Source organism: Roseibium sp., assembly GCF_965276855.1.
Classification (GTDB): Bacteria; Pseudomonadota; Alphaproteobacteria; order Rhizobiales; family Stappiaceae; genus Roseibium.
This window is the reverse complement of the sequence record NZ_OZ255700.1, coordinates 2,401,380-2,426,337: the sequence shown is the minus strand read 5'-3', so window position 1 is coordinate 2,426,337 and position 24,958 is coordinate 2,401,380. Positions and strand designations below refer to the sequence as shown.

At 54.1% G+C, this 24,958-nt stretch carries 20 protein-coding genes and 1 pseudogene; 15 read left to right on the top strand and 6 right to left on the bottom strand.

What is annotated here, in order from left to right:
* Positions 1 to 1,028: 1,028 nt before the first annotated feature.
* Together ACQY4Z_RS11105 and ACQY4Z_RS11100 are read right to left on the bottom strand one after the other, a co-directional pair.
* Positions 1,029 to 1,540: pseudogene (locus ACQY4Z_RS11105) on the bottom strand (integrase core domain-containing protein).
* A gap of 281 nt (positions 1,541 to 1,821) precedes the next feature.
* Complete coding sequence (locus ACQY4Z_RS11100) at positions 1,822 to 2,175, bottom strand: hypothetical protein (RefSeq protein WP_428529210.1); 354 nt, start codon at positions 2,173 to 2,175, stop codon at positions 1,822 to 1,824.
* Here ACQY4Z_RS11100 and ACQY4Z_RS11095 point away from each other — a divergent pair.
* Genes ACQY4Z_RS11095 through ACQY4Z_RS11025 form a run of 15 tightly spaced genes read left to right on the top strand, consistent with a single transcriptional unit; the run spans position 2,174 to position 18,294 of the window.
* Positions 2,174 to 3,175 carry a Gfo/Idh/MocA family protein gene (locus tag ACQY4Z_RS11095; protein WP_428529208.1) on the top strand — a complete coding sequence of 334 codons (1,002 nt, stop codon included), beginning with the start codon at positions 2,174 to 2,176 and terminating at the stop codon, positions 3,173 to 3,175. The two genes, ACQY4Z_RS11100 and ACQY4Z_RS11095, sit on opposite strands and share 2 nt — an antisense overlap.
* 3 nt (positions 3,176 to 3,178) lie before the next feature.
* Positions 3,179 to 4,753: an acyl CoA:acetate/3-ketoacid CoA transferase gene (locus tag ACQY4Z_RS11090; RefSeq protein WP_428529206.1), complete on the top strand. Its 1,575-nt coding sequence runs from the start codon at positions 3,179 to 3,181 to the stop codon at positions 4,751 to 4,753.
* Entirely contained in the window at positions 4,750 to 5,517 is a 768-nt protein-coding gene (locus ACQY4Z_RS11085; RefSeq protein ID WP_428529204.1) for an enoyl-CoA hydratase/isomerase family protein, read from the top strand. Before ACQY4Z_RS11090 ends, ACQY4Z_RS11085 begins: the two co-directional genes overlap by 4 nt.
* 2 nt (positions 5,518 to 5,519) lie before the next feature.
* Positions 5,520 to 7,052, top strand: a complete 1,533-nt coding sequence (locus ACQY4Z_RS11080) for an aldehyde dehydrogenase family protein (protein ID WP_428529202.1) — start codon at positions 5,520 to 5,522, stop codon at positions 7,050 to 7,052.
* Between the two features lie 42 nt (positions 7,053 to 7,094).
* On the top strand, positions 7,095 to 8,342 hold the full coding sequence (locus ACQY4Z_RS11075) for an ABC transporter substrate-binding protein (protein ID WP_428529200.1): 1,248 nt from the start codon (positions 7,095 to 7,097) through the stop codon (positions 8,340 to 8,342).
* A gap of 55 nt (positions 8,343 to 8,397) precedes the next feature.
* The gene (locus tag ACQY4Z_RS11070; RefSeq protein WP_306147360.1) at positions 8,398 to 9,303 is read left to right on the top strand and encodes a carbohydrate ABC transporter permease; all 906 of its coding nucleotides are present in this window, start codon (positions 8,398 to 8,400) and stop codon (positions 9,301 to 9,303) included.
* Positions 9,303 to 10,175: a carbohydrate ABC transporter permease gene (locus tag ACQY4Z_RS11065; RefSeq protein ID WP_428529527.1), complete on the top strand. Its 873-nt coding sequence runs from the start codon at positions 9,303 to 9,305 to the stop codon at positions 10,173 to 10,175. Before ACQY4Z_RS11070 ends, ACQY4Z_RS11065 begins: the two co-directional genes overlap by 1 nt.
* 4 nt (positions 10,176 to 10,179) lie before the next feature.
* The gene (locus tag ACQY4Z_RS11060; protein WP_428529198.1) at positions 10,180 to 11,289 is read left to right on the top strand and encodes an ABC transporter ATP-binding protein; all 1,110 of its coding nucleotides are present in this window, start codon (positions 10,180 to 10,182) and stop codon (positions 11,287 to 11,289) included.
* Positions 11,290 to 11,292: 3 nt separating this feature from the next.
* Positions 11,293 to 12,777: a GMC oxidoreductase gene (locus ACQY4Z_RS11055; protein ID WP_428529196.1), complete on the top strand. Its 1,485-nt coding sequence runs from the start codon at positions 11,293 to 11,295 to the stop codon at positions 12,775 to 12,777.
* The gene (locus ACQY4Z_RS11050) at positions 12,774 to 13,535 is read left to right on the top strand and encodes a 3-ketoacyl-ACP reductase (RefSeq protein WP_428529194.1); all 762 of its coding nucleotides are present in this window, start codon (positions 12,774 to 12,776) and stop codon (positions 13,533 to 13,535) included. Before ACQY4Z_RS11055 ends, ACQY4Z_RS11050 begins: the two co-directional genes overlap by 4 nt.
* Before the next feature lie 9 nt (positions 13,536 to 13,544).
* Positions 13,545 to 15,137: a GMC family oxidoreductase gene (locus ACQY4Z_RS11045; protein WP_428529192.1), complete on the top strand. Its 1,593-nt coding sequence runs from the start codon at positions 13,545 to 13,547 to the stop codon at positions 15,135 to 15,137.
* A complete protein-coding gene (locus tag ACQY4Z_RS11040; protein ID WP_428529190.1) occupies positions 15,134 to 15,448 on the top strand; it encodes a Dabb family protein in 315 nt (104 codons plus the stop codon). The genes ACQY4Z_RS11045 and ACQY4Z_RS11040 overlap by 4 nt, the downstream gene beginning before the upstream one ends.
* 29 nt (positions 15,449 to 15,477) lie before the next feature.
* Positions 15,478 to 16,641: a dihydrodipicolinate synthase family protein gene (locus tag ACQY4Z_RS11035; protein WP_428529188.1), complete on the top strand. Its 1,164-nt coding sequence runs from the start codon at positions 15,478 to 15,480 to the stop codon at positions 16,639 to 16,641.
* Between the two features lie 16 nt (positions 16,642 to 16,657).
* On the top strand, positions 16,658 to 17,671 hold the full coding sequence (locus ACQY4Z_RS11030) for a LacI family DNA-binding transcriptional regulator (RefSeq protein ID WP_428529186.1): 1,014 nt from the start codon (positions 16,658 to 16,660) through the stop codon (positions 17,669 to 17,671).
* 44 nt (positions 17,672 to 17,715) lie between these two features.
* Positions 17,716 to 18,294, top strand: a complete 579-nt coding sequence (locus ACQY4Z_RS11025) for an HAD family hydrolase (protein ID WP_428529184.1) — start codon at positions 17,716 to 17,718, stop codon at positions 18,292 to 18,294.
* 693 nt (positions 18,295 to 18,987) lie between these two features.
* Here ACQY4Z_RS11025 and ACQY4Z_RS11020 read toward each other — a convergent pair.
* The 4 genes from ACQY4Z_RS11020 to ACQY4Z_RS11005 all read right to left on the bottom strand — a co-directional run bounded on the left by ACQY4Z_RS11020 (position 18,988) and on the right by ACQY4Z_RS11005 (position 24,929).
* Positions 18,988 to 19,980 (bottom strand): hypothetical protein, encoded by a 993-nt coding sequence (locus tag ACQY4Z_RS11020; protein ID WP_428529182.1) that lies wholly within the window; start codon positions 19,978 to 19,980, stop codon positions 18,988 to 18,990.
* Complete coding sequence (locus tag ACQY4Z_RS11015) at positions 19,977 to 22,448, bottom strand: hypothetical protein (RefSeq protein ID WP_428529181.1); 2,472 nt, start codon at positions 22,446 to 22,448, stop codon at positions 19,977 to 19,979. The genes ACQY4Z_RS11020 and ACQY4Z_RS11015 overlap by 4 nt, the downstream gene beginning before the upstream one ends.
* Positions 22,449 to 22,739: 291 nt before the next feature.
* Positions 22,740 to 23,720 (bottom strand): restriction endonuclease, encoded by a 981-nt coding sequence (locus ACQY4Z_RS11010; protein WP_428529180.1) that lies wholly within the window; start codon positions 23,718 to 23,720, stop codon positions 22,740 to 22,742.
* Positions 23,721 to 23,729: 9 nt separating this feature from the next.
* Positions 23,730 to 24,929, bottom strand: coding sequence for a restriction endonuclease (locus ACQY4Z_RS11005; protein WP_428529179.1), 1,200 nt, complete (start codon positions 24,927 to 24,929; stop codon positions 23,730 to 23,732).
* Positions 24,930 to 24,958 lie beyond the last annotated feature (29 nt).

Below are 24,958 nucleotides of genomic sequence, written 5' to 3'. Positions count from 1 at the left end.
TTAGTCCGGATCTATAGTGTGAATAAGCGAAATCGACAAGCAGACACTGAAGTGTCATGTTAAAAATTGCTCATCGGATCACCAGTAGCACAAACATTTTTGTTGTAAAGAAACTATTGATAGCGAAGTCTGAAACCTTCGAGCTTTTACTGGAAGCAAAGTATCAGTGACAAAGCTTATTACAAACCCAAGTTTAGCGCAATGAACGTGCCTGCTGCGAAGTTGAAATATATGCTCGCCGAATCGATGCCGCCTCAAGCAATTTACAACAAGTCTACTGACGCCTGACGTGGAGTGCCGTGCATTGCGTGATATTGTGAACGGACTTCGACTGAACGGTTGCCGTGCGTGCCGTTTTACGGCTTTTGAGCGCTGAGCGTTCCAACACCGAAAATACGTTTAGGGTGACGAGCGCTTGCAGCAAAGCCTGTGGGAGTTGGCGAACGAACTCTTATGGTTTGGCGCTCGCCGCCTCGACATCCTGCTGGTCAAGAAGGGATCTGAAGTGAATCAAAAGAAGCTCTTCCAGATCTATCCGAAAGCAAGTTTTGCAATAAGGAGGAGACGACCGCTTAAGCGAATTTCTGCACTCGTCGGCAAATTCGGGTTTACGAGAGAGCCGCTCGCAGCGGACCCAAGACGGCGTTTCTGATGCTCCGCCGGACGGCCAGCGATTCCGCGTCTTGCGAATTGTTGCCAAGTTTCTTGCAACGATTGTTGACCGGGCATTGTCTGGCGTGGCGATGACGGCGAATCTTGCATTGATATCAAGCAGCGCGGTAAGTTTGATATGATTGTCTCTGACAATGTAACGGTAATGACCTCACATGCCGAATTGGCCTGGTGTCAGGACGCCGGTATTGAATGGCACCACATCGTACCGGGATTACCCGTGCAGACCGTTATATTAAAAAACATCAACGAGCGCTATCGGGGCGAGTATTTTAATGTAAATCTTTTTCCCAACCTGTATGATCTGAGACCCGATACTCTTTCATTTCTGCGTGGAATCTAGTAGTTTTCTTGCCTTATACAATCCGTGATTGCAATGTTATTTTCAACGCGAATTTATAGGGCATTAGATTGGCCAAAGATGTATGGAGTCTGTTTCGGTTGTAGTCGTTATTCCATGCTTTGGTATTTGATCTGGCCTCGGCGAACACCGAAAACAGCGTTTCATTTAGGCATTCATCCTGAAACTACCGTTGAAACTTTCGACGAAGCCGTTCTGCATCGGCTTGACGGGTTGGATATAATGCCAGTCGACACCGGTCGCCTGACACCATTTGAGAACGGCCATGCTGGTCAGTTCGGTTCCGTTATAAGACATCTCAGTACTGGGCTTGCCACGTAGACGAATGAGAGCATCGAGTTTACCTGCGACCCGCAAGCAAGAGAACGACGTATCAGCCGCCAGCGCTGGGCACTCGCGGCTGTAATCGTCAACCACATCCAGAACTCGAAAGCGGCGGCCGTCCGTGAAAGCAACCGACACGAAATCCAGGCTCCACCGCTTGTCTGGTCTGATTGGCAACACCATCGCCATTTGGTGCCTAATGCCCGCTTCCGGCCACCACGTTTGTTGACTTAAAGTTACTCTTCCCGATACAAGCGTCTTAGCTTCTGCTGGTTCATTCTGTTGCCGTGGCGTTCCAGCATCAGGTGAATACCCATGTAGCCAAGGTGCTGGCGCGCTCCTTAATCGCTTCGCGCAGATCGGCGTCATCAGGTCGAAGACTTCGATACCGAACACTTGACCGGTCAATTGCCAAGACTGTAACACCCGACGCTGGCTCACGCCGCGCGCTCCGCACGGATGAGTTACTGCTTCCCGTTTTTTGAAGCAACATCCTTCAGCATGGCGTTGTCGAGCATTTTCTCAGCCAAAAGCTTCTTGAGTCTCGCGTTCTCGGCTTCAAACACCTTAAGCTTGTGAGCATCCGATACATCCATGCCGCCAAACTTGGCCTTATACTTGTCGAAGGTGGCTGCAAAAATCGGCCCTCTCCAGATTGAAACGGTGTCTACACTGAGCTGGAGGAGATCCGTGATCTCAGGTCGCTCATCACGCCCGGGGTTGCCTCTGCGAAAGATAGCTTGACAAATTGGAACGTTCCAGTTTTGATAGCATAAAATTGGAACGTTCCAAATAATCGTCTCTTGGGAGGAATTCATGCGGTGGGGACTGATAGGCGCGAGCCGTATTGCGTCCAGTTTTGTCATCGATGCCATCCGCGTTCAGGACGGGGCGGACATTCAGTCTGTCCTCAGTTCAGATGTTGAGCGGGGCAAAGCGTTTGCCGGTGAGCATCAGATCCCGGACAGCTACACAGACCTGGACGTTCTGCTTTCCGATGACAGCGTTGATGCGGTTTACATTTCAACGACCAATGAAAAACATCACGCGCAGGCTCTGGCCGCGATTGCAGCGGGCAAACACGTGCTCTGTGAAAAACCGCTTGCAATGACGCTTGCCGAGGCCGTCGTGATGGTAAAGGCGGCCGCAGAAAAAGGTGTGACGTTTGCGACCAATCACCATTTGCGCAATGCAGGGTCTCACCTTGCGATCCGGGACCTCATTGTTTCAGGCCGGATCGGCAAAGTCTTGAGTTCAAGGGTGTTCCACGCTGTGCACTTGCCGGAGCATTTGCGCGGGTGGCGGATCAATGACGCGTCCGCCGGCGGTGGTGTCATACCGGATATCACGGTCCACGATGCGGACACGGTCCGCTTTCATCTCTCCGAAGATCCGGTGGATGTCGTTGCGAAATCCGGAACGTCTGGCATGGGCGAAGGTGTTGAGGACAGCGTGATGTCGGTCTGGTCCATGCCTTCAGGCGCCATGGTTCAGACACACGAGAGTTTTACGCACGGGTTCGCCGGGACAGGAATTGAATTTCACGGGACCGAAGGGTCGATCTTCGCCCGCAACGTCATGACCCAGCAGCCGATCGGTTCGATCAGGTTGGTAACAGCGGACGGTGAGGCCGAAGTCCCGTTCGAGACGCACAATCTTTATCACCGTGCCCTCGGTCTTTTTGTTGCTGCTGCGGCGGGCAATGGAAAGCCGTCTGCAGATGGTGTTGATGGGGTGAAATCCCTAGCTGTTGCGCTTGCGGTTCGCACAGCGGCGCAAACGGGTGAAACGACCCCTGTCGATTACGGAGGGTTCTAAGCGATGACCTCCAAACTCGTTTCCATGGACGAAGCTGCCGGCCGCATTCAGGACAGTGCAATCATAACGGTTTCCTCGTCTTCGGGTCTTGGTTGTCCTGACAAGATCCTGGAAGCCATTGGGGAGCGCTTCGAAAAGGAAGGTCACCCGCGGAACCTGACCACGATCCACCCGATTGCGGCAGGCGATATGTACGGTATCAAGGGAATTGATCACATCGCAAAGGATGGTCTGCTCTCCACCATCATCGCCGGATCCTATCCCTCCGGTCCATCTTCCCTGCCCATGCCGGACATATGGCAGATGCTCGTCGACAACCGGGTCGCTGCCTACAATGTCCCGTCCGGGATCCTGTTTGACATGCACCGCGACGTGGCAGCACGCCGTCCGGGTGTCATGACAAAAGTAGGCCTGGACACCTTTGTCGATCCGATCCGGCAAGGTTGTGCCATGAACGATGTTGCAGCCGGCAAGCCGATCGTCTCCCGGATCGAACTCGGCGGTGAAACGTGGCTGCACTTCCCAAACATCATTCCAGACGTTGCGATTATTCGGGCAACGACGGCCGATGAACGCGGCAACCTGACATATGAACATGAAGGTGCGTATCTTGGAGGCCTGGAGCAGGCAATTGCGGTGCGCAACCATGGCGGTTTGGTGATCGCACAGGTCAAGCGGATCACCGCGTCCGGTTCTCTGCGCCCGCATGACGTTCGAGTGCCCGGTCATTTGGTTGATCTGATCGTTGTCGATCCAGATCAGCGACAAACCACGGAAACCGACTACGACCCGGCGATTTCCGGAGAAATCATGCGCCCCTGGTCGAGTTTTTCCCTGGCTGAACACGGGATCGAAAAAGTCGTGGCCCGGCGCGCGGCCATGGAACTGAGCAAAGGCCAGACCGCCAATCTCGGTTTCGGCGTATCTGCGATGGTACCCCGTGTCTTGCTGGAAGCTGGGCAGGAACAGGCCGTCACATGGGCGATTGAGCAAGGCGCCACAGGCGGAATGCCGCTCACCGGGTTTGCGTTTGGCTGCGCTTCAAACGCGGATGCTTATATGCCGTCGCCACAGCAGTTCACCTATTTCCAGGGCGGCGGATTTGACGTCTCGTTCCTGTCTTTTCTAGAGATCGATCCGGACGGCAATGTCAACGTCTCCAAGCTCGGCAAAAAGCCTTACCTGACAGCTGGATGCGGTGGCTTCGTGGATATCACGGCCAATGCAAGAAAGATCGTGTTTTCCGGTTTGTTTGAGGCCGGGGCGGACCTCGAGCTGACCGATGATGCGCTGACCGTCAGGGCGCCCGGCAAGTTCACCAAGATGGTGGATGAAGTTGAGCATGTTACCTTTTCCGGCCGCCGCGCCCGCGAGCTCGGTCAGGACGTCCTCTATGTGACAGAACGTTGTGTGATCCAGCTAACGGACAGCGGGCTGATGGCAACAGAAGTCATGCCCGGCATCGATGCCCAGCGAGATATCGTCGATGCGTCCAAGGGGCGGGTTCGTCTCGCGAACACGCTGACGGAAATGCCGAAGACGCTTCTTCGCCAGGAAGCCATGGAGCTGCATCTGTGAGCGGGTTGCATCTCATAAGGCACGGCACGATCGCCGAGTTGCGCCTGGACAATCCGGCAAAGCTCAATGCCTTTACGGTTGAAATGCTCGAAGCTGTTGAGCCTGCTTGCGCGGAAATAGAGCGGGACCCGGCACTCCGCGCGCTTGTGATCACGGCGGAAGATAGCAAGGCCTTTTGTGCCGGCGCGGACATCATGGCCTGGTCGCAACTTGAACCTTGGGAATTTGCCCGCAACTGGGTGCGCTATGGCCACCGGATTTTTGACCGGGTTGCCGGCCTTTCCAAGCCGACGATTGCGGCCCTGAATGGTCACGCCTTTGGTGGTGGCCTTGAGTTTGCCGCGACGGCTGACATCCGGGTCATAGCGCCACGTGCGACGCTGGCGCTGCCGGAAGCTGCTGTTGGGATTGTTCCCGGATGGTCCGGGACACAACGGATGATCCGGCTCCTTGGGGAGCCTCTTGTAAAGGAAATGGCCCTATTCGGCCGCCGAATTTCGGCTGAACGTGCCTATGCCGCCGGATTTGCTGCCGAGATTTCTGAAGATCCAAAACAGAAAGCCTTCGAAATTGCCGAGGCCTTGTCGGCCAAATCACCGTGCTCCATCGAAGTTGCCAAATACATGATCCATGCGGCGGTCGGTGAAGACCGCGACGCCATGATTGAAGCTCTGGGTGCTGGCATGATGGGCCCGACAGCTGACCGCACAGAGGGCGTGACGGCCTTTCGCGAAAAACGCAAACCAAATTTTCCTGGAATTTGACCATGAGTGAATTGAACGTTGTCGCCATCTCAGAAGCGAAGCTGCCGCTAGATCCCTTTGTTGCGCGGCATCTCATCGCGGGTTCATGGCGGGATAGTTGCAGCGGTGAAACATTTGAGCGGACCTCTCCATCCCATGGAGCACTGGTAACACGAGCCGCCAAGGGCAATGCTCAAGACGTGGATGCAGCACTCCAAGCTGCGCGCGCTGCGTTCGATGACAACGCTTGGCGGAGCACAAGTGGCAAGGACCGCGCAACTCTGCTTCTCAAGGTGGCGGATCTGATCGATCGCGACCGCGAGAAAATTGCATTGCTTGAAACGTTGGAATCCGGAAAGCCGATCAGCCAGGCCCGGGCAGAGATTGAAGGCGCTGCAGACATCTGGCGTTATGCAGCATCTCTCGCACGAAACATTCATGGCGAAAGCCACAACTCTCTGGGCGATGACTTTCTTGGTCTGGTCCTGAAAGAGCCGATCGGGGTGGTGTCGATCATTACACCCTGGAATTTCCCCTTTCTCATTGTGTCTCAAAAACTCCCGTTTGCTCTTGCAGCGGGATGCACGGTCGTCATCAAGCCCTCAGAAATGACGCCTGCGACAACTGTTGTTCTTGGCGAACTGCTGATCGAGGCTGGTTGCCCGGCCGGAGTTGTCAACATTGTGCTCGGTTATGGGGATCCTGTCGGGATCGCAATGACGACTGACAAACGGGTCGACATGGTCACGTTTACGGGATCCACAGCAGTTGGAAAAGGGATCGTGAAAGCAGCTTCGGGAACCTTGAAGAAGGTATCCCTTGAGCTTGGCGGGAAAAATCCGCAAGTCATCTTCCCGGACGCAGACCTTGATAGCGCGGTCGATGCGGTTGCATTCGGGGTTTATTTCAATGCCGGAGAATGCTGCAATTCCGGCTCCAGAATTATTGTGCACGAAGACATCGTCGAAGAGTTCATCGCGCGGACAGTTTCCCTGTCGAAAGATGTGCCTTTCGGTGATCCGTTGGACCCGTCAACCAAGGTCGGGGCGATCATCACCCCCGATCACCAACAAAAAATCGACGCGTATGTTCAGCAAGCTGGTCAGGACGGAGCGGACATCCGTCTGGGCGGCGGCCCGCTTCAGGTGCCCGGATTGAGCGGCCAGTTCTACAAACCCACGGTCATTTCCAACGTAAAGGCCGAAATGCCGATCGCGCGGGAAGAAGTTTTCGGCCCGGTTCTTTCGGTTCTCACATTTAAAACGCTGGATGAAGCCATCGCATTGGTCAATGATGCAGACTATGGCCTGTCTGCAGGTGTTTGGAGTGAAAATGTCCACACCTGTCTTGAGTTCGCGCGCAAGGCGCAGGCCGGTACTGTTTGGACAAACACGTGGATGGACGGGTTTGCCGAACTGCCCTTCGGCGGTGTCAAGGAAAGCGGACAAGGCCGCGAATTGGGGAAGTATGGAGTGGAGGAATTCCTGGAGGCAAAAACCGTGACGATGCGGATCGGCCGCACGCGGGCGCCTTGGGTTGAAACACGAACCAAATAGGTTCGGGTCTGGAAGGGTTTTACGCACTTAGGGAGGAAATCTATGCGTAAGTTCACAACTATGATGACAGCTGCGGCGGCCCTGCTTGCTGCCGGAACAGCGGTCAAAGCTGAAGATGTTGAAGTCCTGCACTGGTGGACATCTGGCGGCGAGGCAGCAGCGCTGAATGTCCTGAAGGAAGACCTCGAAGGCCAGGGCATCGGCTGGCAGGACATGCCGGTTGCTGGCGGCGGCGGGACGCAGGCGATGACCGTCCTGCGCGCGCGGGTTACCTCCGGAAACCCGCCGACTGCCGTGCAAATGCTCGGCTTCGACATTCTTGACTGGGCAAACGAGGGGGCACTCGCCGATCTCAACATTCAAGCCGGCCTGGAAGGCTGGGATGATGTTGTGCCGGAAGCCCTTCAGGCCTTCGCCAAGCATGATGGCAAGTGGGTCTCTGCCCCGGTCAATGTCCACTCAACGAACTGGGTCTGGGCAAACAAGGCTGTTCTCGATGAGCTTGGCATTGCTGTGCCGACCACATGGGACGAATTCGTAGCTGCACTTGAAAAAGTCAAAGCTGCTGGAAAAACGCCGATCGCCCATGGTGGCCAGGCATGGCAGGACGCCACAGTCTTTGATGCCGTTGCCATGTCGACTGGCGGCCCTGATTTCTACAAAGCTGCTTTCATCGATCTTGATGAGGAGGCACTCGGCTCCGACACGATGAAGGAAGCCTTTGACCGCATGGCTGTGATCCGCTCGCATGTGGATGACAATTTCTCCGGCCGTGACTGGAACCTTGCAACAGCGATGGTCATCAATGGCGACGCCGCCTTTCAGATGATGGGCGACTGGGCAAAGGGTGAATTCCTGAACGCCGGCAAGACACCGGATGAGGATTTCCTCTGCTTCCGGTTCCCTGGCACCCAGGACCAAGTGACCTTTAACGCGGATCAGTTCGCTATGTTCGCCCAAGGTCCGGAAGTTGGCAAGGAACAGGCGGCGCTTGCAACGGCGATCCTGTCTCCAGCATTCCAGTCCGCCTTCAACGTGGTCAAAGGGTCTGTGCCGGCTCGCACAGACGTATCTGATGAAGCGTTTGATGCATGCGGCAAGAAGGGTATGGCGGATCTGAAGAAGGCTGCTGGAAGTGGCAATCTTTATGGCTCCATGGCGCATGGCCATGCAAACCCGGCTTCGATCAAGAACGCGATGTACGACGTCATCACCGCGCATTTCAACGGCGAGTATGACAGCGCCACTGCGGTCGATGAGCTGGTGACGGCAGTTCAGATCAACAAGTAAACCCCAAAAGAGAACGGCGGCTGCCGCCGTTCTCCCAACCCACCGGGGATAAACCATGTCCATCTCGGAAACGGCGAGCCCGCGCGGTTCTGTTGTTGACAGACTGCGTGACGCCTTACCTAAACTCGTGCTCAGTCCGACGGTCGCCATCGTTGCGATCTTCGTCTACGGCTTCATTTTTTTCACGCTCTACCTGTCTTTTACAGATAGCCGCATTTTGCCTTCCTTCGGCTGGGTCGGCTGGCAAAACTACGAAAACCTGTTCAAGATCCGGGCCTGGGACATTGCCGTTTCCAATCTGGTGGTGTTCGGCGTCTTATACATCGCCATTTGCTGTGCGCTTGGGCTGCTTTTGGCGATCTTGCTGGATCAGCGGATCCGCGCGGAAGGCTTTATCCGGACCATTTATCTGTATCCGATGGCGCTGAGCTTCATCGTGACCGGGGTTGCCTGGAAGTGGTTCCTCGATCCTGGCATTGGTGTAGAAGCCGTTGTGCGTGGATGGGGCTGGGAAACCTTTACATTCAACTGGATCAAAGACCGGGAAATGGCGATCTATACGATTGTTATCGCAGCGGTCTGGCAGACGTCCGGTTTTGTCATGGCTATGTTCCTGGCCGGGCTGCGCGGTATTGACAGCGAAATGATGAAAGCGGCCCAGATCGATGGAGCGTCGACCTTCGCGCTTTACCGGCGGATTGTCATCCCGCAATTGCGCCCGGCGTTCATGTCCGCCTTCGTGGTGCTCGCCCATATGGCAATCAAGTCCTATGACCTTGTAATCGCCCTGACTGGCGGGGGACCGGGCACGGCCACCGAATTGCCCGCGACCTTCATGTATTCCTACACGTTTTCCCGGAACCAGATGGGCATCGGTGCGGCTTCGGCTGTGATCATGCTCATGACCATTGCGGCAATCATCGTGCCGTATCTCTGGTCGGAATTGAGGGAGAAGAAATGATGTCTGCGACGACAAAATCATCATCCCTCACAGCTGGCCGCATCATCCTGTATGCCCTGCTGGCGGTATTCTGCATCTACTACCTGTTGCCACTCTATGTAATGGTGGTGAACTCGTTGAAACCCCTGTCCGAAATCACGGCAGGTGGCATGATGGCGTTGCCAAGTGACTGGACAATCGCTCCGTGGGCCAGTGCCTGGTCGAGCGCCCAGGTTGGCGTCGAAGCCACCGGTCTGCGTCCCTACTTCATCAACTCGATCATCATGGTTGTGCCGGCTGTTGCCCTTTCGACTCTGGTCGGAGCGCTGAACGGGTACGTGCTGACGAAATGGACGTTCCCCGGAGCAACCATTCTCTTCGGTCTGCTTTTGTTCGGATGTTTCATTCCCTTCCAGATGGTGCTCATTCCGATGGCCCGGATGCTGGGCCTGATGGGGCTAGCAGGCTCTTTGCCGGGCCTGATCTTCGTCCACTTCGTCTACGGCATCGGGTTTTCGACCCTTTACTTCCGCAACTACTACGCAGCTTTCCCGACCGAGTTGGTCCGAGCTGCACAGATCGATGGCGCGGGATTCTTCCGGATTTTCTGGCGCATTTTGCTGCCGTCTTCTGGTCCGATCGCGGTTGTCTGCATCATCTGGCAATTCACCAACATCTGGAACGACTTCCTGTTCGGCGCCTCCTTCTCGGACTTCAACAGTCAGCCCATGACGGTGGCGCTCAACAACCTGGTGCAATCGTCCACCGGGGTGAAGGAATACAACGTCCACTTTGCAGGCGCGATCATGGCCGCACTGCCAACGTTGCTCGTTTACATCGTCGCTGGCCGCTATTTCGTCCGCGGCCTGATGGCTGGCTCAGTAAAAGGATAAGACCATGGGCTTTCTAGACATCAATCAGGCGACCAAATCCTATGGCGCCCTTCAGGTTCTGCACGAAACCAACATTTCCATCGAGGAAGGCGAGTTTCTTGTTCTAGTCGGTCCATCCGGGTGCGGAAAATCCACCTTGCTGAACATGATCGCGGGTTTGGAAGACATCACGTCTGGCGAGATTGCCATTCGGAACCGCAGCATGAACGGGGTGAAACCGGCGGACCGGAACATCGCAATGGTGTTCCAGTCTTACGCGCTCTATCCGAACATGACGGTCAAAGGGAACATTTCCTTCGGCATGGAGATGCATGGCATCGAAAAGTCTGAACGGGAGAAGCGGATCGCGCAGGTGGCAGAGCTTTTGCAGATCAGTCACCTGCTCGACCGGAAGCCCGGTCAGCTTTCCGGCGGTCAGCGCCAGCGTGTTGCCATGGGCCGGGCGCTTGTGCGCGAGCCAGATGTCTTCCTATTTGACGAGCCGCTGTCCAACCTGGATGCCAAGTTGCGCGTCGACATGCGCACGGAAATCAAGAAGCTGCACCAAAAGCTTGGCACAACGATCGTCTATGTGACCCACGACCAGATCGAGGCGCTCACATTGTCGACCAGAATTGCCGTGATGTTCGGCGGTTATGTCCAGCAACTCGGGACACCAAAGGAAATCTATGACAACCCGGCAAACATGTTTGTTGCCGGTTTCATGGGGTCTCCATCCATGAACCTTTTCCCGGCCAAGGTTGTCACTGTCGAGGGCCGGCCGGCGGCGGAAATTGCCCTGGCCAACGGACAAACCGCGGCTGTTCCTTTTGCAAACGACAAGCTGGCGGGAAGTGTCGGCCGGGATATCGTCCTCGGCATCCGGCCAGAAGCCATTACCGACAAAGATGGCGCGGACCGGAATTCAAAGGCTGTTCATACTGTGGAAGCTCCGGTCGAAGTCACGGAACCAGCTGGTTCGGACACTTTTGTCGTGACCCAGATTGGCGGCAAGGACGTGACCGGTCGTTTCCGTGCGGATGTCTCCGTCAATGCGGGTGACGTGTTTCCGTTTGCCTTCAACATGGAAAAGGCGGTCGCATTCGACCCGCAGACAGAAGATCGGATTGCCTGAGCAATGAGCGCTTCACCGGACATTGTGATTGTCGGCAGCGGTATGGGTGGCGCGAGCCTTGCCGCCGGCCTTGCGCCGTCCGGTGCGCGGATCACGATCCTGGAGCGCGGGCATCAAATTCCGGACACGGCACCTGCAAGAGACCCTTGGCGCATCTACACCAACAGTGCTTTCCGGTCGGACGAAACCTGGCTCGACGGCGATGGAACGGAATTCGAACCGGGCAACTACTACAATATTGGTGGCAATTCAAAGCTCTACGGTGCGGTGCTGATCCGCTATCGCGCCGAGGATTTTGACGCCATGGAGCATGAGGACGGTGTTTCGCCAGCCTGGCCGATCCGGTACGCCGATCTGGCACCCTGGTACGAGAAGGCGGAGAGGCTCTACAAGGTTCGCGGGGATGTGTCGTCTGATGCAAGCGAACCGGCGCATGAGGGCGCATATCCGTTCCCGCCTGTTCCAGATGAGCCAGCCATAAAGGTCGCCCGGCAGCGCCTTGAGAATGCCGGTGTCCATCCGTTTTCCCTGCCGTTGGGCGTCGACATTGACCGCTGGTTAGAGGCGGGACAGACCGGATGGGATGGTTATCCGGATCAGCGCTGCGGCAAGATGGACGCCGAAACCTGCGGACTTTCCGAGGCCTTGGCGTATGACAATGTCGATCTGGTTTCCGGTGCCGAGGTTATGCATCTCATGACCGATGCAAAAACCAAAAGGATAAAGTCGCTCACCTATCGCAAGGACGGTGAGGAGACCACGTTAAGGCCCAAAATGGTGGCGGTATGCGCTGGCGCTGTCCAAACGGCGGCGTTGCTGCTGCGTTCCAACGTAGCCAACGGTTCTGACTACGTTGGCCGCTGTTTCATGAACCACAATGCCACAGCGGTTATCGCGATCGATCCTACCTTCCGGAACGATTCCGTCTACCAGAAAACCTTCGGGATCAACGACTGGTATCTGTCGGATGGAAACGGCGGCAAGCCGCTCGGCAATGTGCAGCTCTTGGGCCGGGTCACGCCAGATATTCTGAAAATCCAAGTACCGCAATTGCCGAAATTTGCCGCCAGCTGGATTTCCCGTCACGCGCTCGATCTTTACCTGATTTCAGAAGACCTTCCCGATCCGGATAGCCGCGTCGTGCTCAAAGATGGACAAATTCAGCTGTGCTGGCGGCGTTCCAACATGGCGGCCCACACGAAGCTGGTCAGCAAGACCAAAGAGACATTGCGCAAGGCAGGCTTTCCGGTGGTGTTGTCCAGGCTGTTTGATGGGCGGGTTCCGTCACACCAATGTGGAACCGTGCGTATGGGAAGTGATCCCAAGACGTCCGTTCTCGATCCGGATTGCCGGTCCTGGGACCATCCGAACCTGTTTGTGACCGATGCCGCCGCGCTGCCAACTTCAGCAGCTGTCAATCCAGCTCTGACCGTCGCCGCACTTGCCCTTCGAACGGCTGACACGATCCGCAAGGAGCTGGCGGCATGACCAAAGTTGCACTGGTTACAGGTGGGCAGCGCGGGATTGGGCTTGGCATCTCCAAGGCCCTTGCGCAATCTGGTTACAAGGTCGCCATCGTTGCTCAGGTGGGGTTGGATGACGCTGAAGTCCAAGTCGCCCTGTCAGCTCTTGGTGACAGCGCCGACTACTATTCCCACGACCTTCAGGATATCCAGGGTCACGCATCGGTCCTCGATCGGATCGAAAAGGATCTCGGCCCGGTCACCACTTTGGTCTCCAATGCCGGGGTGCCTGCCAAGATCCGCGGCGACATGCTAGAGTTGAGCTCCGACAGCTACGATTTCGTCATGGGGGTCAATCTGCGCGGTGCGTTTTTCCTGGCGCAGGACGTGGCACGGCGCATGATATCGCGCCCTGATGAGGGCACTTACCGTTCCATGATCTTCGTGACCTCGGTGAGCGCAACAATGGTGTCGGTCGAACGCGCCGAGTACTGCCTGTCCAAGGCCGGGGCCGCGATGATGGCGCAGTTGTTTGCGGTCCGGCTGGCACCCCATGGCATCGGGGTCTTCGACATCCGGCCGGGCATCATAGAAACGCCAATGACCTCCGGCGTGAAAGACAAATACACCGCCCGAATCGAGGGCGGGCTGGTCCCCGCTGCCCGCTGGGGCCAACCCTCCGACATCGCCGAAACCGTATTGCCGCTGGTCGAGGGGCAGATGGCTTTTGCGACCGGCTCAACACTTGCCGTCGATGGCGGCCTGTCAATTTCCCGTCTTTGAGAGACTGATATGAACCAGGGCTTTGATTTCATCATCATTGGAGGCGGCAGTGCGGGTTCCGTCGTTGCGGCCCGCTTGACCGAGAATCCGGATATACAGGTTCTGCTTCTGGAGGCGGGCGGGCGTGACTGGCACCCGTTCTACCATCTGCCGGCCGGCTTTGCGAAAATGACCAAGGGGATCGGCTCCTGGGGCTGGCACACGGTGCCGCAAAGACACATGCAGAACCGTGTTTTCCGCTATACCCAGGCCAAGGTCATCGGTGGCGGATCGGCCATTAACGCGCAGATTTACACACGTGGTAATGCGCTTGACTATGATGAATGGCGGCAGCTCGGCTGCGAGGGCTGGGGTTATGAAGATGTCCTTCCCTACTTTAGGAAAGCCGAAGATAACGACACGTATGACAACAGGTATCACGGTCAGGGTGGTCCGCTCGGCGTGTCCAAACCCTGCGCCCCGCTGCCGATTTGTGAAGCCTACTTTGAAGCAGCTGCGGCGCTTGGAATCCCAAAGAATGAAGATGTCACAGGCGAAAAGCAGGATGGCGTTGCCTATTACCAACTGACCCAGCGCAATGCCCGCCGGTCGTCCGCCGCGATGGCCTATCTGGCACCGAACAGGAGCCGGCCGAACCTGCATGTCAGAACCGGTGCCAATGTTCGCCGGATCATTGTCGAGAACGGCAGGGCCGTCGGTCTGGAACTGGTTGATGGCGAACAGCTCACGGCGACTTCCGAAGTCATTCTTTCCTCCGGTGCCATCGGATCGCCGCGGCTATTGCAATTGTCCGGGATCGGCCCGGGGGACGATCTCAAGGCCCTTGGTATTGATGTGAAGCTGGATCAGCCGAATGTCGGGACCAACCTGCAGGACCATCTCGATCTCTATTGCATCAGTGAAGTCAGCGGGCCGCACACCTACGACCGGTTTGCAAAGCCGCATCTATCGGTTCTGGCCGGTCTGCAATACCTTTTGACGAAGCGCGGGCCGGTCTCGTCCAGCCTCTTTGAAACCGGGGGCTTCTGGTATGCCGATCCCGAAGCGAGGTCGCCCGATCTGCAGTTTCATCTGGGGCTCGGCACGGGGATTGAATCTGGTGTCGCGGCCATGCCAGACGGCGGGGTGACGCTGAACTCCTGCTATCTCCGGCCGCGGTCGCGCGGATCGGTTCGGTTGAAAAGCGCCGATCCTGCGGCCGAACCGCTCATCGACCCGAACTATCTTGAGGATCCGCGTGATCGTGAGATGTCGATCCGCGGTCTGAAGCTTACCCAGGAAATCATGGCCCAGGCGCCACTCAAGCCGTTCATCAAGGCGCAGCGGCTGCCCGGACCGGATCTGAAAACAGATGACGAGTACTTCCAGTTCATTTGCGAACATTCCAAGACGTCGCATCACCCGGCGGGAACCTGCCGGATGGGTGTCGATGATGGTGCTGTCGTAGATCCGCGGCTCCGCTTCAACGGGATCGACGGCCTGCGTGTCGTCGATGCGTCCATCATGCCGAATGTCATTTCGTCCAATACCAATGCCGCGGCCATCATGATCGGTGAAAAAGCCTCCGACATGATCCGCGAAGACCACGGGGCTTCCTCATGATCCGCCATATCGTCCTGATCAAATTCCAACCCGGGGTCTCCGAGGAGACAATCACGGCTTTCTTCCAGGAGCTGCGGGAGATCGAAGCCCAGGTGCCGGGCATCCTCGACATCAAGTCGGGGCGCAGCGAAAGCCCTGAAAAGATCGAACGCGGCTACATGCACGGCTTCGTGGTCGACTTTCAAGATTGGGATGCCCTTCAGAGTTATCAGAACCACCCGGACCACAAGGCGCTCGGGGCAAAGCTCGTCGCGAACGCCGTTGGCGGTCTCGACGGCATCCTTGTGCTCGACATTCCCGTGTCCGCCTGAGTGCTCGGCGCTACCGTCTGGAGACCGTCATGCTGACCCTGCCAACTTACAACAACACCCTTGAGCCCTACGTGCTCACCGGCGAACCCTTGGTGCCACGCGCCCCGAGTGTTCCCCTGACACGAACAGCATTTGCCGCGGCTCATGTTGTTTCCGATCCGCTGGCTGAGCGTGATCCCTGGGACGGTGCGCCAGCGGTTGATTGGGAAAACACGCTTCAGTTCCGTCACTGGCTTTGGGACCAGGGTCTTGGTCTCGCCGAAGCCATGGATACCGCCCAGCGGGGCATGGGAGTGGATTGGCCGACGGCCAGTGAGCTGATCGAGCGGACTATGGTGGAAGCCAAGGCGCATCCCCTAAAGCCACGTGTGGCGTGTGGGGCCGGAACGGATCAGAAGGACTTAGATGACTTAAAGACCGCGTCCGACATCATCGCTGCCTATTCTGAGCAGATGGAGGCCATCGAGGCGGCTGGCGGCCAGGTGATCCTGATGGCCTCTAAGGCGTTTCCGGCCATGGGTGCCCAGGCGGCAGACTATGAAATGGTATATGGCACCTTGCTGGAGCAAGCGGCCGAGCCGGTTGTCCTGCACTGGCTGGGCGACATGTTCGATCCGGCTCTCAAGGGTTATTGGGGATCAACGGATGTCGAGGTGGCGTCCGATGCTGTGCTTCGGATCATCAACGGCCATCAGGACAAGGTCGACGGCATCAAGATCTCGCTTTTGGACAAGGCGCATGAGGAGCGGTTCCGCGCACGTCTTCCGGACGGCGTCCGGCTCTATACCGGAGATGATTTCAATTATGCGGATCTGATTGAAGGCGACGGCACGCGGTATTCTCATGCGCTGTTGGGGGCCTTCGCGGCGATCGCACCGGCTGCCAGCCAGGCGCTCGAGGCGCTTGCGAAAGATGACCATGAAACCTATCACGGTCTTTTTGCGCCAACCGTTCCGCTCAGTCGGGAGATCTTCAAAGCACCGACGCGGTTCTACAAGGCGGGTGTTGCCTTCCTTGCCTGGCTGAATGATGCGCAGAGCCACTTCATCATGCCCGGCGGGTTTCAGTCCTCTCGGGAAATCATTCATTACGCCGAAGTTTTCCGGCTTGCAGATCAAGCCCGGGTATTGTCAAAGCCAGATGTTGCGGTCGAGCGGATGAAGCTTCTCCTGAAGTTGCATGGCATAGGATGACCAGGGCCGGGAGAGAATGAAGAAAAGACCAACCATACTGGATGTCGCCAAGCAGGCGCGGGTGTCCAAGTCGACCGTGTCGCTGGTGCTTCAAAACTCCCAATCGGTCAAGGCAGCCACGCGCGACGAAGTCAACAAGGCCATCCAGGAACTGGGATACGTCTATAACCGGTCCGCCGCCGGGCTTCGAGGGGCGCCGTCCGGCTTGATCGGCCTGATCATCAACGACTTGCGAAATCCGTTCTTTACCGAGTTTGCGGCCAGCGCTCAGATGGAATTTGCCCGGAAAGGATATTCAACGGTGATTGCGAACACCGATGAGGATCCGGAAATTCAGGCGCAGGTGATAGATTCGATGATTGAACATGGGGTCTCGGCGTTTGTCATTTCCCCCACGTACGAGGAAGACTCTTGTGCGTTCGACCGGATCCAGCGTGCCGGCATCCCGACCATGCAGGTCTTGCGACAAATTGATCTGCGAACCGATTTGTTTCCCTTCGCATCGCACGACTACACAGCTGGCGGCGTCTTGGCCACAGAGCATCTCCTGAACTTGGGCTCTGAAAGGATTGCATTTGTCGGCGGTATCAAGGACCGGCCGATTACGATGGAGCGAATGAGCGGTTACTATCAGGTCATGGTCTCCCGCGGATTGCCTGTCACGGCCTTTTACGAAAGACCCTCCAGGACCTATGGCCGGGAGATTGCACGGCGCATTGCCGCCGACCACTCACGAATTGATGCGGTGATCTGCTTCAGTGACCTGGTCGCGCTCGGTATGTTGTCGGGGTTTGCGGAAGCGGGTGTCCGTGTGGGCGAAGACGTTCGCTTGATAGGCTTTGATGATATTGAGGAAAGTTCCTTATCCTTTCCCCGCTTGAGTTCTGTCCGCTGCGATACCCAGGCGTTTGGCACAAAGGCGGCGGAAGCCATGCTTTCTTGGGTAGTCGAGGGCAAGCGGCCGCCGGATACCCAGCGCTTTGGTGTTGAGTTGATAACACGCCAGTCGAGCCTGGGGCTAAACGCTTGATGTCACCTACAGACCCAAAGAGACTCTCTGACAAGGCGCCTTTTTTGCAGGACCTGATAGCGGGTGCCGAAGCACTGATATTCGATTTCGACGGCACCTTGGTCGCGAGCCCGGAGCTTTATGCCGCAGGTTGGCGGCAGGCCTTTTCAAAAGCCGGATATTCCTTGGAGCCGGGCTGGTATCATCGGCGCGCCGGGCTGTCAGAGCAGGTACTGCTGGATGAATTCTCGCAGCAATTCGGGGCGGCTTTTAATCGCCGCCAAGTGACCGACGACATGCGGCAGGGCGTGATTGACCGGCTTCATATGTTGCGGGAAATCAGTCAGGTGGCCGCCATCGCACGGCAGAATGCCGGCGCAAAACCAATGGCCGTGGCCTCCAGCGGACCGCAGGCAATCGTTGTTCCGTCCCTGAGAACGGTGAACTTGCTATCCTGTTTTGATGCGATCGTCACGATAGAAGACGTCGCGCAGGCGAAACCGGCACCAGACCTTTTTTTGAAAGCAGCGTACGTTTTGGGAGTGGAGCCCGAAAACTGTCTTGTTTTTGAAGACAGTCCTCAGGGCATTCTCGCTGCCGAGAACGCCGGAATGCGGTGTCTTGATATCAGCCAGTTGGTATGATTGTTGTCAGAAAATGCTGAGCTGCTCTGCTCCTCAAAAACGCACTGTTTCAAACAGGAGTTTTCCGCGTCAGGCTCCCGGTTGGTTTAAATAGCGAGCCCGGTGTGGCGTTATGATATTCGGGCAAGCTATTCGGTCTTAGCTTAAACAAATGGACGACCAAATCGTCATACTTACAAAAAGTCTATGTACACAGTCACGCAGCATAGACCGATGAACAAGTTTTTCCGGAGCGCTTATAGATACACCCGCGCGGCACACCTACGGTCAGCGCATTTATCAAAAACGTATCAGCTTAAATTTGGCGCACCCGAGAGGATTCGAACCTCTGGCCTCTGCCTTCGGAGGGCAGCGCTCTATCCAAAACGCCTTATCAGGCTAGATACAAAAAACTGAATGAATTCAGCTGCTTTTAGCAGTCTATGATTTTTTGCATCGCTTCGCAACGGGGTTAAAACAGCAGAAAAAGTGTGACCGTTGTGACCATAGTGTGACCAGAACAGAGATGATCGCTGGAATGGACAGCCAACAGCCGTGCTTGAATCACAGAGTTTCTTCTGTTCATTTATAGAAGGGCGGGGGATGATGCATACCGGGGGTACGGGTGACTGTGTATGACCCCTACACATTTTTTCTGCTAAGACACTGTCCATTCCACAAATTAAAATTAGGAAACTGGTTCGCTCAATTTATCTAACACCTCAAGCAGTAGTCGATGATCTCATTGAAGCTTACCTCTTCGGCCGACAGTTTGGCTTCAAGACTGTTTAAACAGGTGATGCTGGGTTGCCCGTTGGCTGCAGCAATTGAAATAGAATAATCGGGGTGGATTGACGCACCAATTCTGGTGAGCTCACGACCAGCTTGATCTAAAATATCATCTCTCAGAATGAGTTGGTTTCGCCTGAAGCGGATTAGTCTGTGACAATCAAAGAAATCTGATCTCTCAGGTGATCCGCGATCTCGACCGTTCCATCCCGTATCTCTCGTAGCTCGGAACAAAGCCTTCTCTCTTTGCTGTTCCCAAACACTCATATCGAAAAGCATCGCCCCATCTGCGTGAGCGGAACTTACTTGAGATTGAAGTGTTGCTGTTGACAGATCGTGCTTATCAAGAGCAGCGAGGATTCTGTTTTGCGCTGAAAGCATACGCTCTATTGGTTTCGGAAGAACGAAGCGCATCACCCGGCTTTGGTCGATTATTCGGATTTCTCTGCTTCCGGTTGCCCCATTTGGATTCGAAGGATTTTCAATGTCCTTTGGCACCCACTGCAAGAGCGCTCCGAAGGCAGTTATCATTCCTGTTGACGGGAAAAAGACAAGGCGTATTGGAGACCCTTCGCCGTCGTCTTGTACAAAACAGTAAGACGTTCCAAATCGGATCAGGGTTCTAGCAACCGTTTCTACCAGGTCGCGTATTTTGTCATCCAGTTTATGTGCGGTATGTCGGTCGCTTGTGCTGTTCAACAGTCGCTCTGTCAGAGCTGAATCGTTTGATTTGACCTCGAAACATTTGTTGTTTGAACTTTGCCTCAAATTGAATAGCTGAGAGAAATCTTCGTCAAACATCCTGCGATAAAAGCCCGGCTGCTCTCGTTTTTTTCCAACTACTAGCCTGTCGAGTATGCTTGGTTGCGTTTCCCATCTGGTTTGATGGAGTTCCGGACCTCTTCTAATCACCTTCATGTCGAAGTCTCGCCTTCACTCAACCGGCGGACAAGATCCGTGATCTGGAAATCAATCTCAAAGTCAATCGGTCCGATTTGTGGAACAACCCATTTTGCAAAAAACAAATGCGATGCATCACAGGATGATTTGAGGAATTCTCTTACTATTTTGTCGGGGTGCGGAATACCTGTTCCCATGCTTAGGCGGTCTCCATAGCCATCCTGCCTAGCGCGCTGCTCGAAGGAGATCCTCCATGAGGTTCTGATCAGTGCTCGTGGTGCAGCACCAGCCCTGAAACTAAAGGGATTGGAAAGGTGTAGTAATCCGATAAGGTATTTTTCTTTTTCAGAACTGAGCTGTAAGTGGCTTTCAAATTGACTAAGTGCGCTTTCCGTCAGATTCTCGTTTTTGTGGTACGCACCGTAAAGGATGGCAAAACCCAGAACAGATGCTAAGTCATTGATAACTCCAGATATAAGCTGAAGGCGGTACTCATCGTTCACGTTTAGCGAAGGATCAGAAAACTTCGTCGCTGTTGCCAAGGACGCCAGCTTAATAAACATTGGAAGTACATTGTCCAATTTGCTCTGCTTGTTTTGCTCAAGGGCCTTGATACAGGCATCAGAGAGCTCGAAGTAGATCTGTCCAAAGTGGTCCGGGATTTGGTCATCGTGTTTCGATTTAAAGACGTGTTCGACAACGCTTTGGCTACCGAGCATGGAGATCGCTTCTTCACGCGCTAAGGCGAGTTGCTCTAACATAACCTCGATGTTTATTTTCGGCAGCTGGTACGGTGGTTCCGGGTAGGATTGGTAATCATTGTATCGGTTCAAGAGATCAGAGATATCCTCGAACCAACGCTGCAATTTCCAAAGACTATGCAAATTTGCAAGAATGACCTGTGTCGCGGCCAGCGGTAGTCTCATTTTGGTCAACTTGCTTGCAAATTCTGGTACGTCATCCGCACAAAAGTTGACTATCTGTGGCAGCACTTGATCATAGTGGAGAAGTAGCTTTCTAACTGCCAATTGTTGCACGTATTTCGGCTTGGATAATCGCCTTCCCTCTATCTCTTCTTCAAAGCGAATTTGTTTGGCAATGAATGCGAATTCCATCTGAATAAATGGAGGTAATTGTTGAAGTGATTTTTCGCTCCAATCATCCGTTGTGAAAAAAAGAGCCAACTGTTTTTCGAAAGTTAGCATTTGTTTTAGTGTCTCCAGACATAAGTAGCTGCCCTGGGCAGTCCACGTGTCTGATACATATAAGACGCTGTTAGACGTCGTTTCATCGGCAGCGATTTTTGACAGAAATGACTTATCGATGATCTCTTTCTGTTTGTTCAGTTCATCTATGCCAACGCTAAACTGGAAACACTCTGCATACGTTGGTATCCTGTTGGAAAAACGGCCTAATAGTTTATTTGCAAGTTCAAAATTGCCGATTTCAAAAGCAAGTTCGATGTGCCCCATCAGCTGATCGGTCATGTGGCTTTCAAACCACTGGTGATCAGGTTTCTCACTCCTAAGAATCTGTTGACTGCTCGACTCAAGGGCAATCGTGGTCAACGTGTCATCGCTGAAGAGCCATTCCTTATATGAGTGTCGTTTTGGAAACCAATAGCTATCCTGACTAATGTTGTTCTTCCGCTGCAGGTAATGGACTAGCAAGCCGGTATAGTCGTTAGTCAATGCAGTCAGATTGTGTTCCAACCCCTCTCTGTTCTCTCGAACGCGCTTGTCAATGTAAGTGAGTTGTTCAAGAGCCTGCCGTGCTCCTTGCGAGTGGTGATACGATATTGAAGCAGATCTTTTTTGATCAATTGCGCCTCCAATATGACGGGCTATCTTTGGTATCAGCTCGCTTCGAACTAGGTGATTTAAATCGAAAAAATTGAACAGTCTTTGGCCCAACGGGAACAAAGCTAATGCGCTTACCAGTGTAAGAGTTGTGCCCACAGAATATACAAACATACCGGGTTCATAGCCGGAAAACGGCAGAGCAGTTGCTGCTAAGCAAAACATAGCAGACTGTACAATTACTCTAGAATAGACACTTCCAACTTGTTCGTTGGTGAGCATATGGATTATATCCCTGCGAAGCTTTGTGTAGCCTGCGCTTAGAATGATGCCGATCGTAGCGAAGTAGATTGAGAAAATTGCTGTCAGCAACTGCGCATACAATCTGAGTTGCTCAACAAAATATTTTTTGTCGCCAGAGCTAAGTGGCGGAAGCCATTGGTATTTTGACTTGATGTAGGTTTCTGCGGAGGTCAGTGCCCATATCGAAATCGCTACCCAAACCAAGCTTTTTGCGCTTACCCATGCAAACGATCCTAAAATCTGCGCTTTAGCTCGCACTTTGTTTGAAGCGGTGTTCCTCTGATATACAAAGCGCTCGAGAAAAAATTTCAAGCGGGCTATCTTCGAGCGGAGTTTCCAAAACCAAGGCTTCGAAACAATCCAGACTGTCACAATATCTTTCAATGAATGCACCCTAAAACGAAGGAATTGGTTAGCTATACGTCGATTCTCGCGTCGATTGCGATGACTTAGAAAACAATTTAAAATAAACAACAACCTAGGAGGCTTTTAGAACAGCTCACATTGCCAACGGTTGGGGTCTCAATTGGGGTGCAACAAGCGGGATTAAAATGCCCTATCGTTCTTCGCTAGCAACAAAGCAGAGATGGGCGAAGACCCTTGGTCTGTGAACATTCAGTGTTGAGCTCGAGATGATCTGAAGAGGGGCTGGCGAACAAGACAACATACTTGGTGTTATGGTCGGGCTAAGAAAGAAGGCCAAGTTTGTGGCTCCTGATTGTATACTAGTCGTACGACTTCCCTTTCGCGGCCCACCCTTAGAGCTTTTTGTAGATTCGATACGCTGCTCACGATCGCGTCACTTCGGATCGTGTGTCGCCAGTTTATTGAATCACCTTTTCGGAGCTGCCAATTCAACAGGTGTGTGAGAGCCGTATGGCCAAAGACAATTTCTTCATCATCCGCTACGACAAAATGTATTTCAATGTGCGTCTCACTGTGAGTTTGCTGCTCTGAGAGGTCCCAAGTGGTAAAGAGAGCAGAGACTTCAGGTTCTAGTTCGTCTACCGGCTGCCCTCCTGTTTTCATAAAACCGACTTCTTCAATGAAAAGCTGCCACTCGCTTATTTTACACCCATCTTTAGACTGTCCTTCGGATATTAGTTTTTGTTTTTTGCAACGAAACCGAATCCCGGCTCCCGGTTCCAACGCGTACGCCACATCACCTGCGAGTATGCCGAGAAGGTTTTCTTTAATTGCATCCTGAAAGTTAATGTTAAAGTTGGATTTTGCCTTGCATAGGTGCCGAGCTTCGAAAAGAACCCAAACGCTCTGATACTTCCAGGCAAAGAGTAGCGGCAATTTGAGTAGTTGTGCGTATGCATATAAACGTCTGAGGTAGTCTGGTTTGAACGAGAGTTGTGGCTTCGCTTTCGACTTAACTTCGATTAGTACAGGGCTCGCGTGCTCAAACTGGACCAGTAGGTCGGGCACTTGAAAATGGTCACGAGAACTCCTTGGAGCTTGGTGCTGATCAAGTTTGTGCACTAGGTGGGTTTTGCCCAGCCAGCTACAGATGGCGGTAAACTCGTCTTCCAGTGGTAACCCTTTATCGAGCCGTCTGACCTTATTTGCGATCTCTTCTGGATCCTCATCCCAACCAAGTTCAGAAAGAACCTCCTGGATTAACCTGTCACTGTCGTCAATTTGTGTCATAGGAGGCTCCTAGAAATCGTGACGAAGTAGCTCCTGCAGAGAAGCGATAGTGTTGAAACCATGCTTTTTCAGGACCTCTACGATGTCCTTGCCAACCAAAAAAATGATTGGGTGCTGGTCGGAACGAACTTCCTGATAGGCCTGCTTTGCAATGACTGAGGTCGTGACCAGAACGCCAAACTCACGGTGCCGAATTCGCGAGATCAATCGAGCCACGTCCTTCACTCCTACGGTTGTTGGAGTTTCTCCGTTGATCGGTGGTCTGTAACACTTCGCCTCAAGTGCAAACTCTGCATAGACTGGATCGCTCGCAAGCCCCAGCTGGTATCTGCCAATAGCATCTCGCCCCCCATCGCTTGATTGCTGAGTTATCTGATCGATCAAAACCCGCTGGTCATGCATCTGGAAGACCCTCGCGGCAAAGAACTCGAATAGCCTCGGAGACTTTCGGAAATGCTCGTAGATCGTTGCCAGAATATCCTGGCCATTTTTGTCTGCTGGAGTCTGATCCGCCGTGGATCGGATGTTGGTGGTCGTTGGAGATAGGAGCGGTTTCGTCTTTCCGTAATTGGACCACTGCTGCCAGGCTAATGGGACGTCACCCATTTGGCTTTGCGCCGGAGATGCTAGCCGGTCGATCCATCTACGAGAAATGGTTGCACAGTCCAGTACCGTAAATGTGGCTTGGTAATTCTGAAAGCGCTCTCCACCTGAGGTTCTCCAGACAGCGACCAGATCAGAGTTGGCTGTTAAACCAGGGTAACCAGGAACAGCTAGGCCTTTGAACTGAACAGACCTGCTGCTCCTCTGTGTTGGGAATTTCTGAAAAACGAAGAATGGAGGGGTGGATTGTCGTTCACCACTGTTGCCGTGCAGATTAGCAAAGACCCGTCTGAGAAGCTGGTTGCCACCACGTGTCGTATCATGAAGTTCGTGGCCTGGCGTTTTGTTGTCGCCAAAGTATGAGAATTTTCCTGTGCTTGGATCGAGAATGTCCGGCCAATCTGCATCCGCACCGCTGGTATAAAGAACGACGTATTTCTCTTCGCCTCTCTTTCCAGCAGCCCGAAACCCGCCTTGGTTTCCTACGCCTGGAAGAAGCCTCGAAATAGGGTCGTCTGAAACGTTTCCCTTTGCCTGGCCTTCATAAACGGCATCAACGATGAGATCTGAGGCAGCTAGCTCGTCAAAAGGGATAATTCGGACCATGATGCGCCTCTAAATTATTCTTTATCAAA

Excerpts from the sequence above, each read along its gene's own strand:
- ACQY4Z_RS11095 (WP_428529208.1), top strand. The coding sequence starts at position 2,174 with ATGCGGTGGGGACTGATAGGCGCGAGCCGTATTGCGTCCAGTTTTGTC.
- ACQY4Z_RS11100 (WP_428529210.1), bottom strand. The coding sequence starts at position 2,175 with ATGAATTCCTCCCAAGAGACGATTATTTGGAACGTTCCAATTTTATGC.
- ACQY4Z_RS11090 (WP_428529206.1), top strand. The coding sequence starts at position 3,179 with ATGACCTCCAAACTCGTTTCCATGGACGAAGCTGCCGGCCGCATTCAG.
- ACQY4Z_RS11080 (WP_428529202.1), top strand. The coding sequence starts at position 5,520 with ATGAGTGAATTGAACGTTGTCGCCATCTCAGAAGCGAAGCTGCCGCTA.
- ACQY4Z_RS11075 (WP_428529200.1), top strand. The coding sequence starts at position 7,095 with ATGCGTAAGTTCACAACTATGATGACAGCTGCGGCGGCCCTGCTTGCT.
- ACQY4Z_RS11070 (WP_306147360.1), top strand. The coding sequence starts at position 8,398 with ATGTCCATCTCGGAAACGGCGAGCCCGCGCGGTTCTGTTGTTGACAGA.
- ACQY4Z_RS11065 (WP_428529527.1), top strand. The coding sequence starts at position 9,303 with ATGTCTGCGACGACAAAATCATCATCCCTCACAGCTGGCCGCATCATC.
- ACQY4Z_RS11060 (WP_428529198.1), top strand. The coding sequence starts at position 10,180 with ATGGGCTTTCTAGACATCAATCAGGCGACCAAATCCTATGGCGCCCTT.
- ACQY4Z_RS11055 (WP_428529196.1), top strand. The coding sequence starts at position 11,293 with ATGAGCGCTTCACCGGACATTGTGATTGTCGGCAGCGGTATGGGTGGC.
- ACQY4Z_RS11050 (WP_428529194.1), top strand. The coding sequence starts at position 12,774 with ATGACCAAAGTTGCACTGGTTACAGGTGGGCAGCGCGGGATTGGGCTT.
- ACQY4Z_RS11045 (WP_428529192.1), top strand. The coding sequence starts at position 13,545 with ATGAACCAGGGCTTTGATTTCATCATCATTGGAGGCGGCAGTGCGGGT.
- ACQY4Z_RS11040 (WP_428529190.1), top strand. The coding sequence starts at position 15,134 with ATGATCCGCCATATCGTCCTGATCAAATTCCAACCCGGGGTCTCCGAG.
- ACQY4Z_RS11035 (WP_428529188.1), top strand. The coding sequence starts at position 15,478 with ATGCTGACCCTGCCAACTTACAACAACACCCTTGAGCCCTACGTGCTC.
- ACQY4Z_RS11030 (WP_428529186.1), top strand. The coding sequence starts at position 16,658 with ATGAAGAAAAGACCAACCATACTGGATGTCGCCAAGCAGGCGCGGGTG.
- ACQY4Z_RS11020 (WP_428529182.1), bottom strand. The coding sequence starts at position 19,980 with ATGAAGGTGATTAGAAGAGGTCCGGAACTCCATCAAACCAGATGGGAA.
- ACQY4Z_RS11010 (WP_428529180.1), bottom strand. The coding sequence starts at position 23,720 with ATGACACAAATTGACGACAGTGACAGGTTAATCCAGGAGGTTCTTTCT.
- ACQY4Z_RS11005 (WP_428529179.1), bottom strand. The coding sequence starts at position 24,929 with ATGGTCCGAATTATCCCTTTTGACGAGCTAGCTGCCTCAGATCTCATC.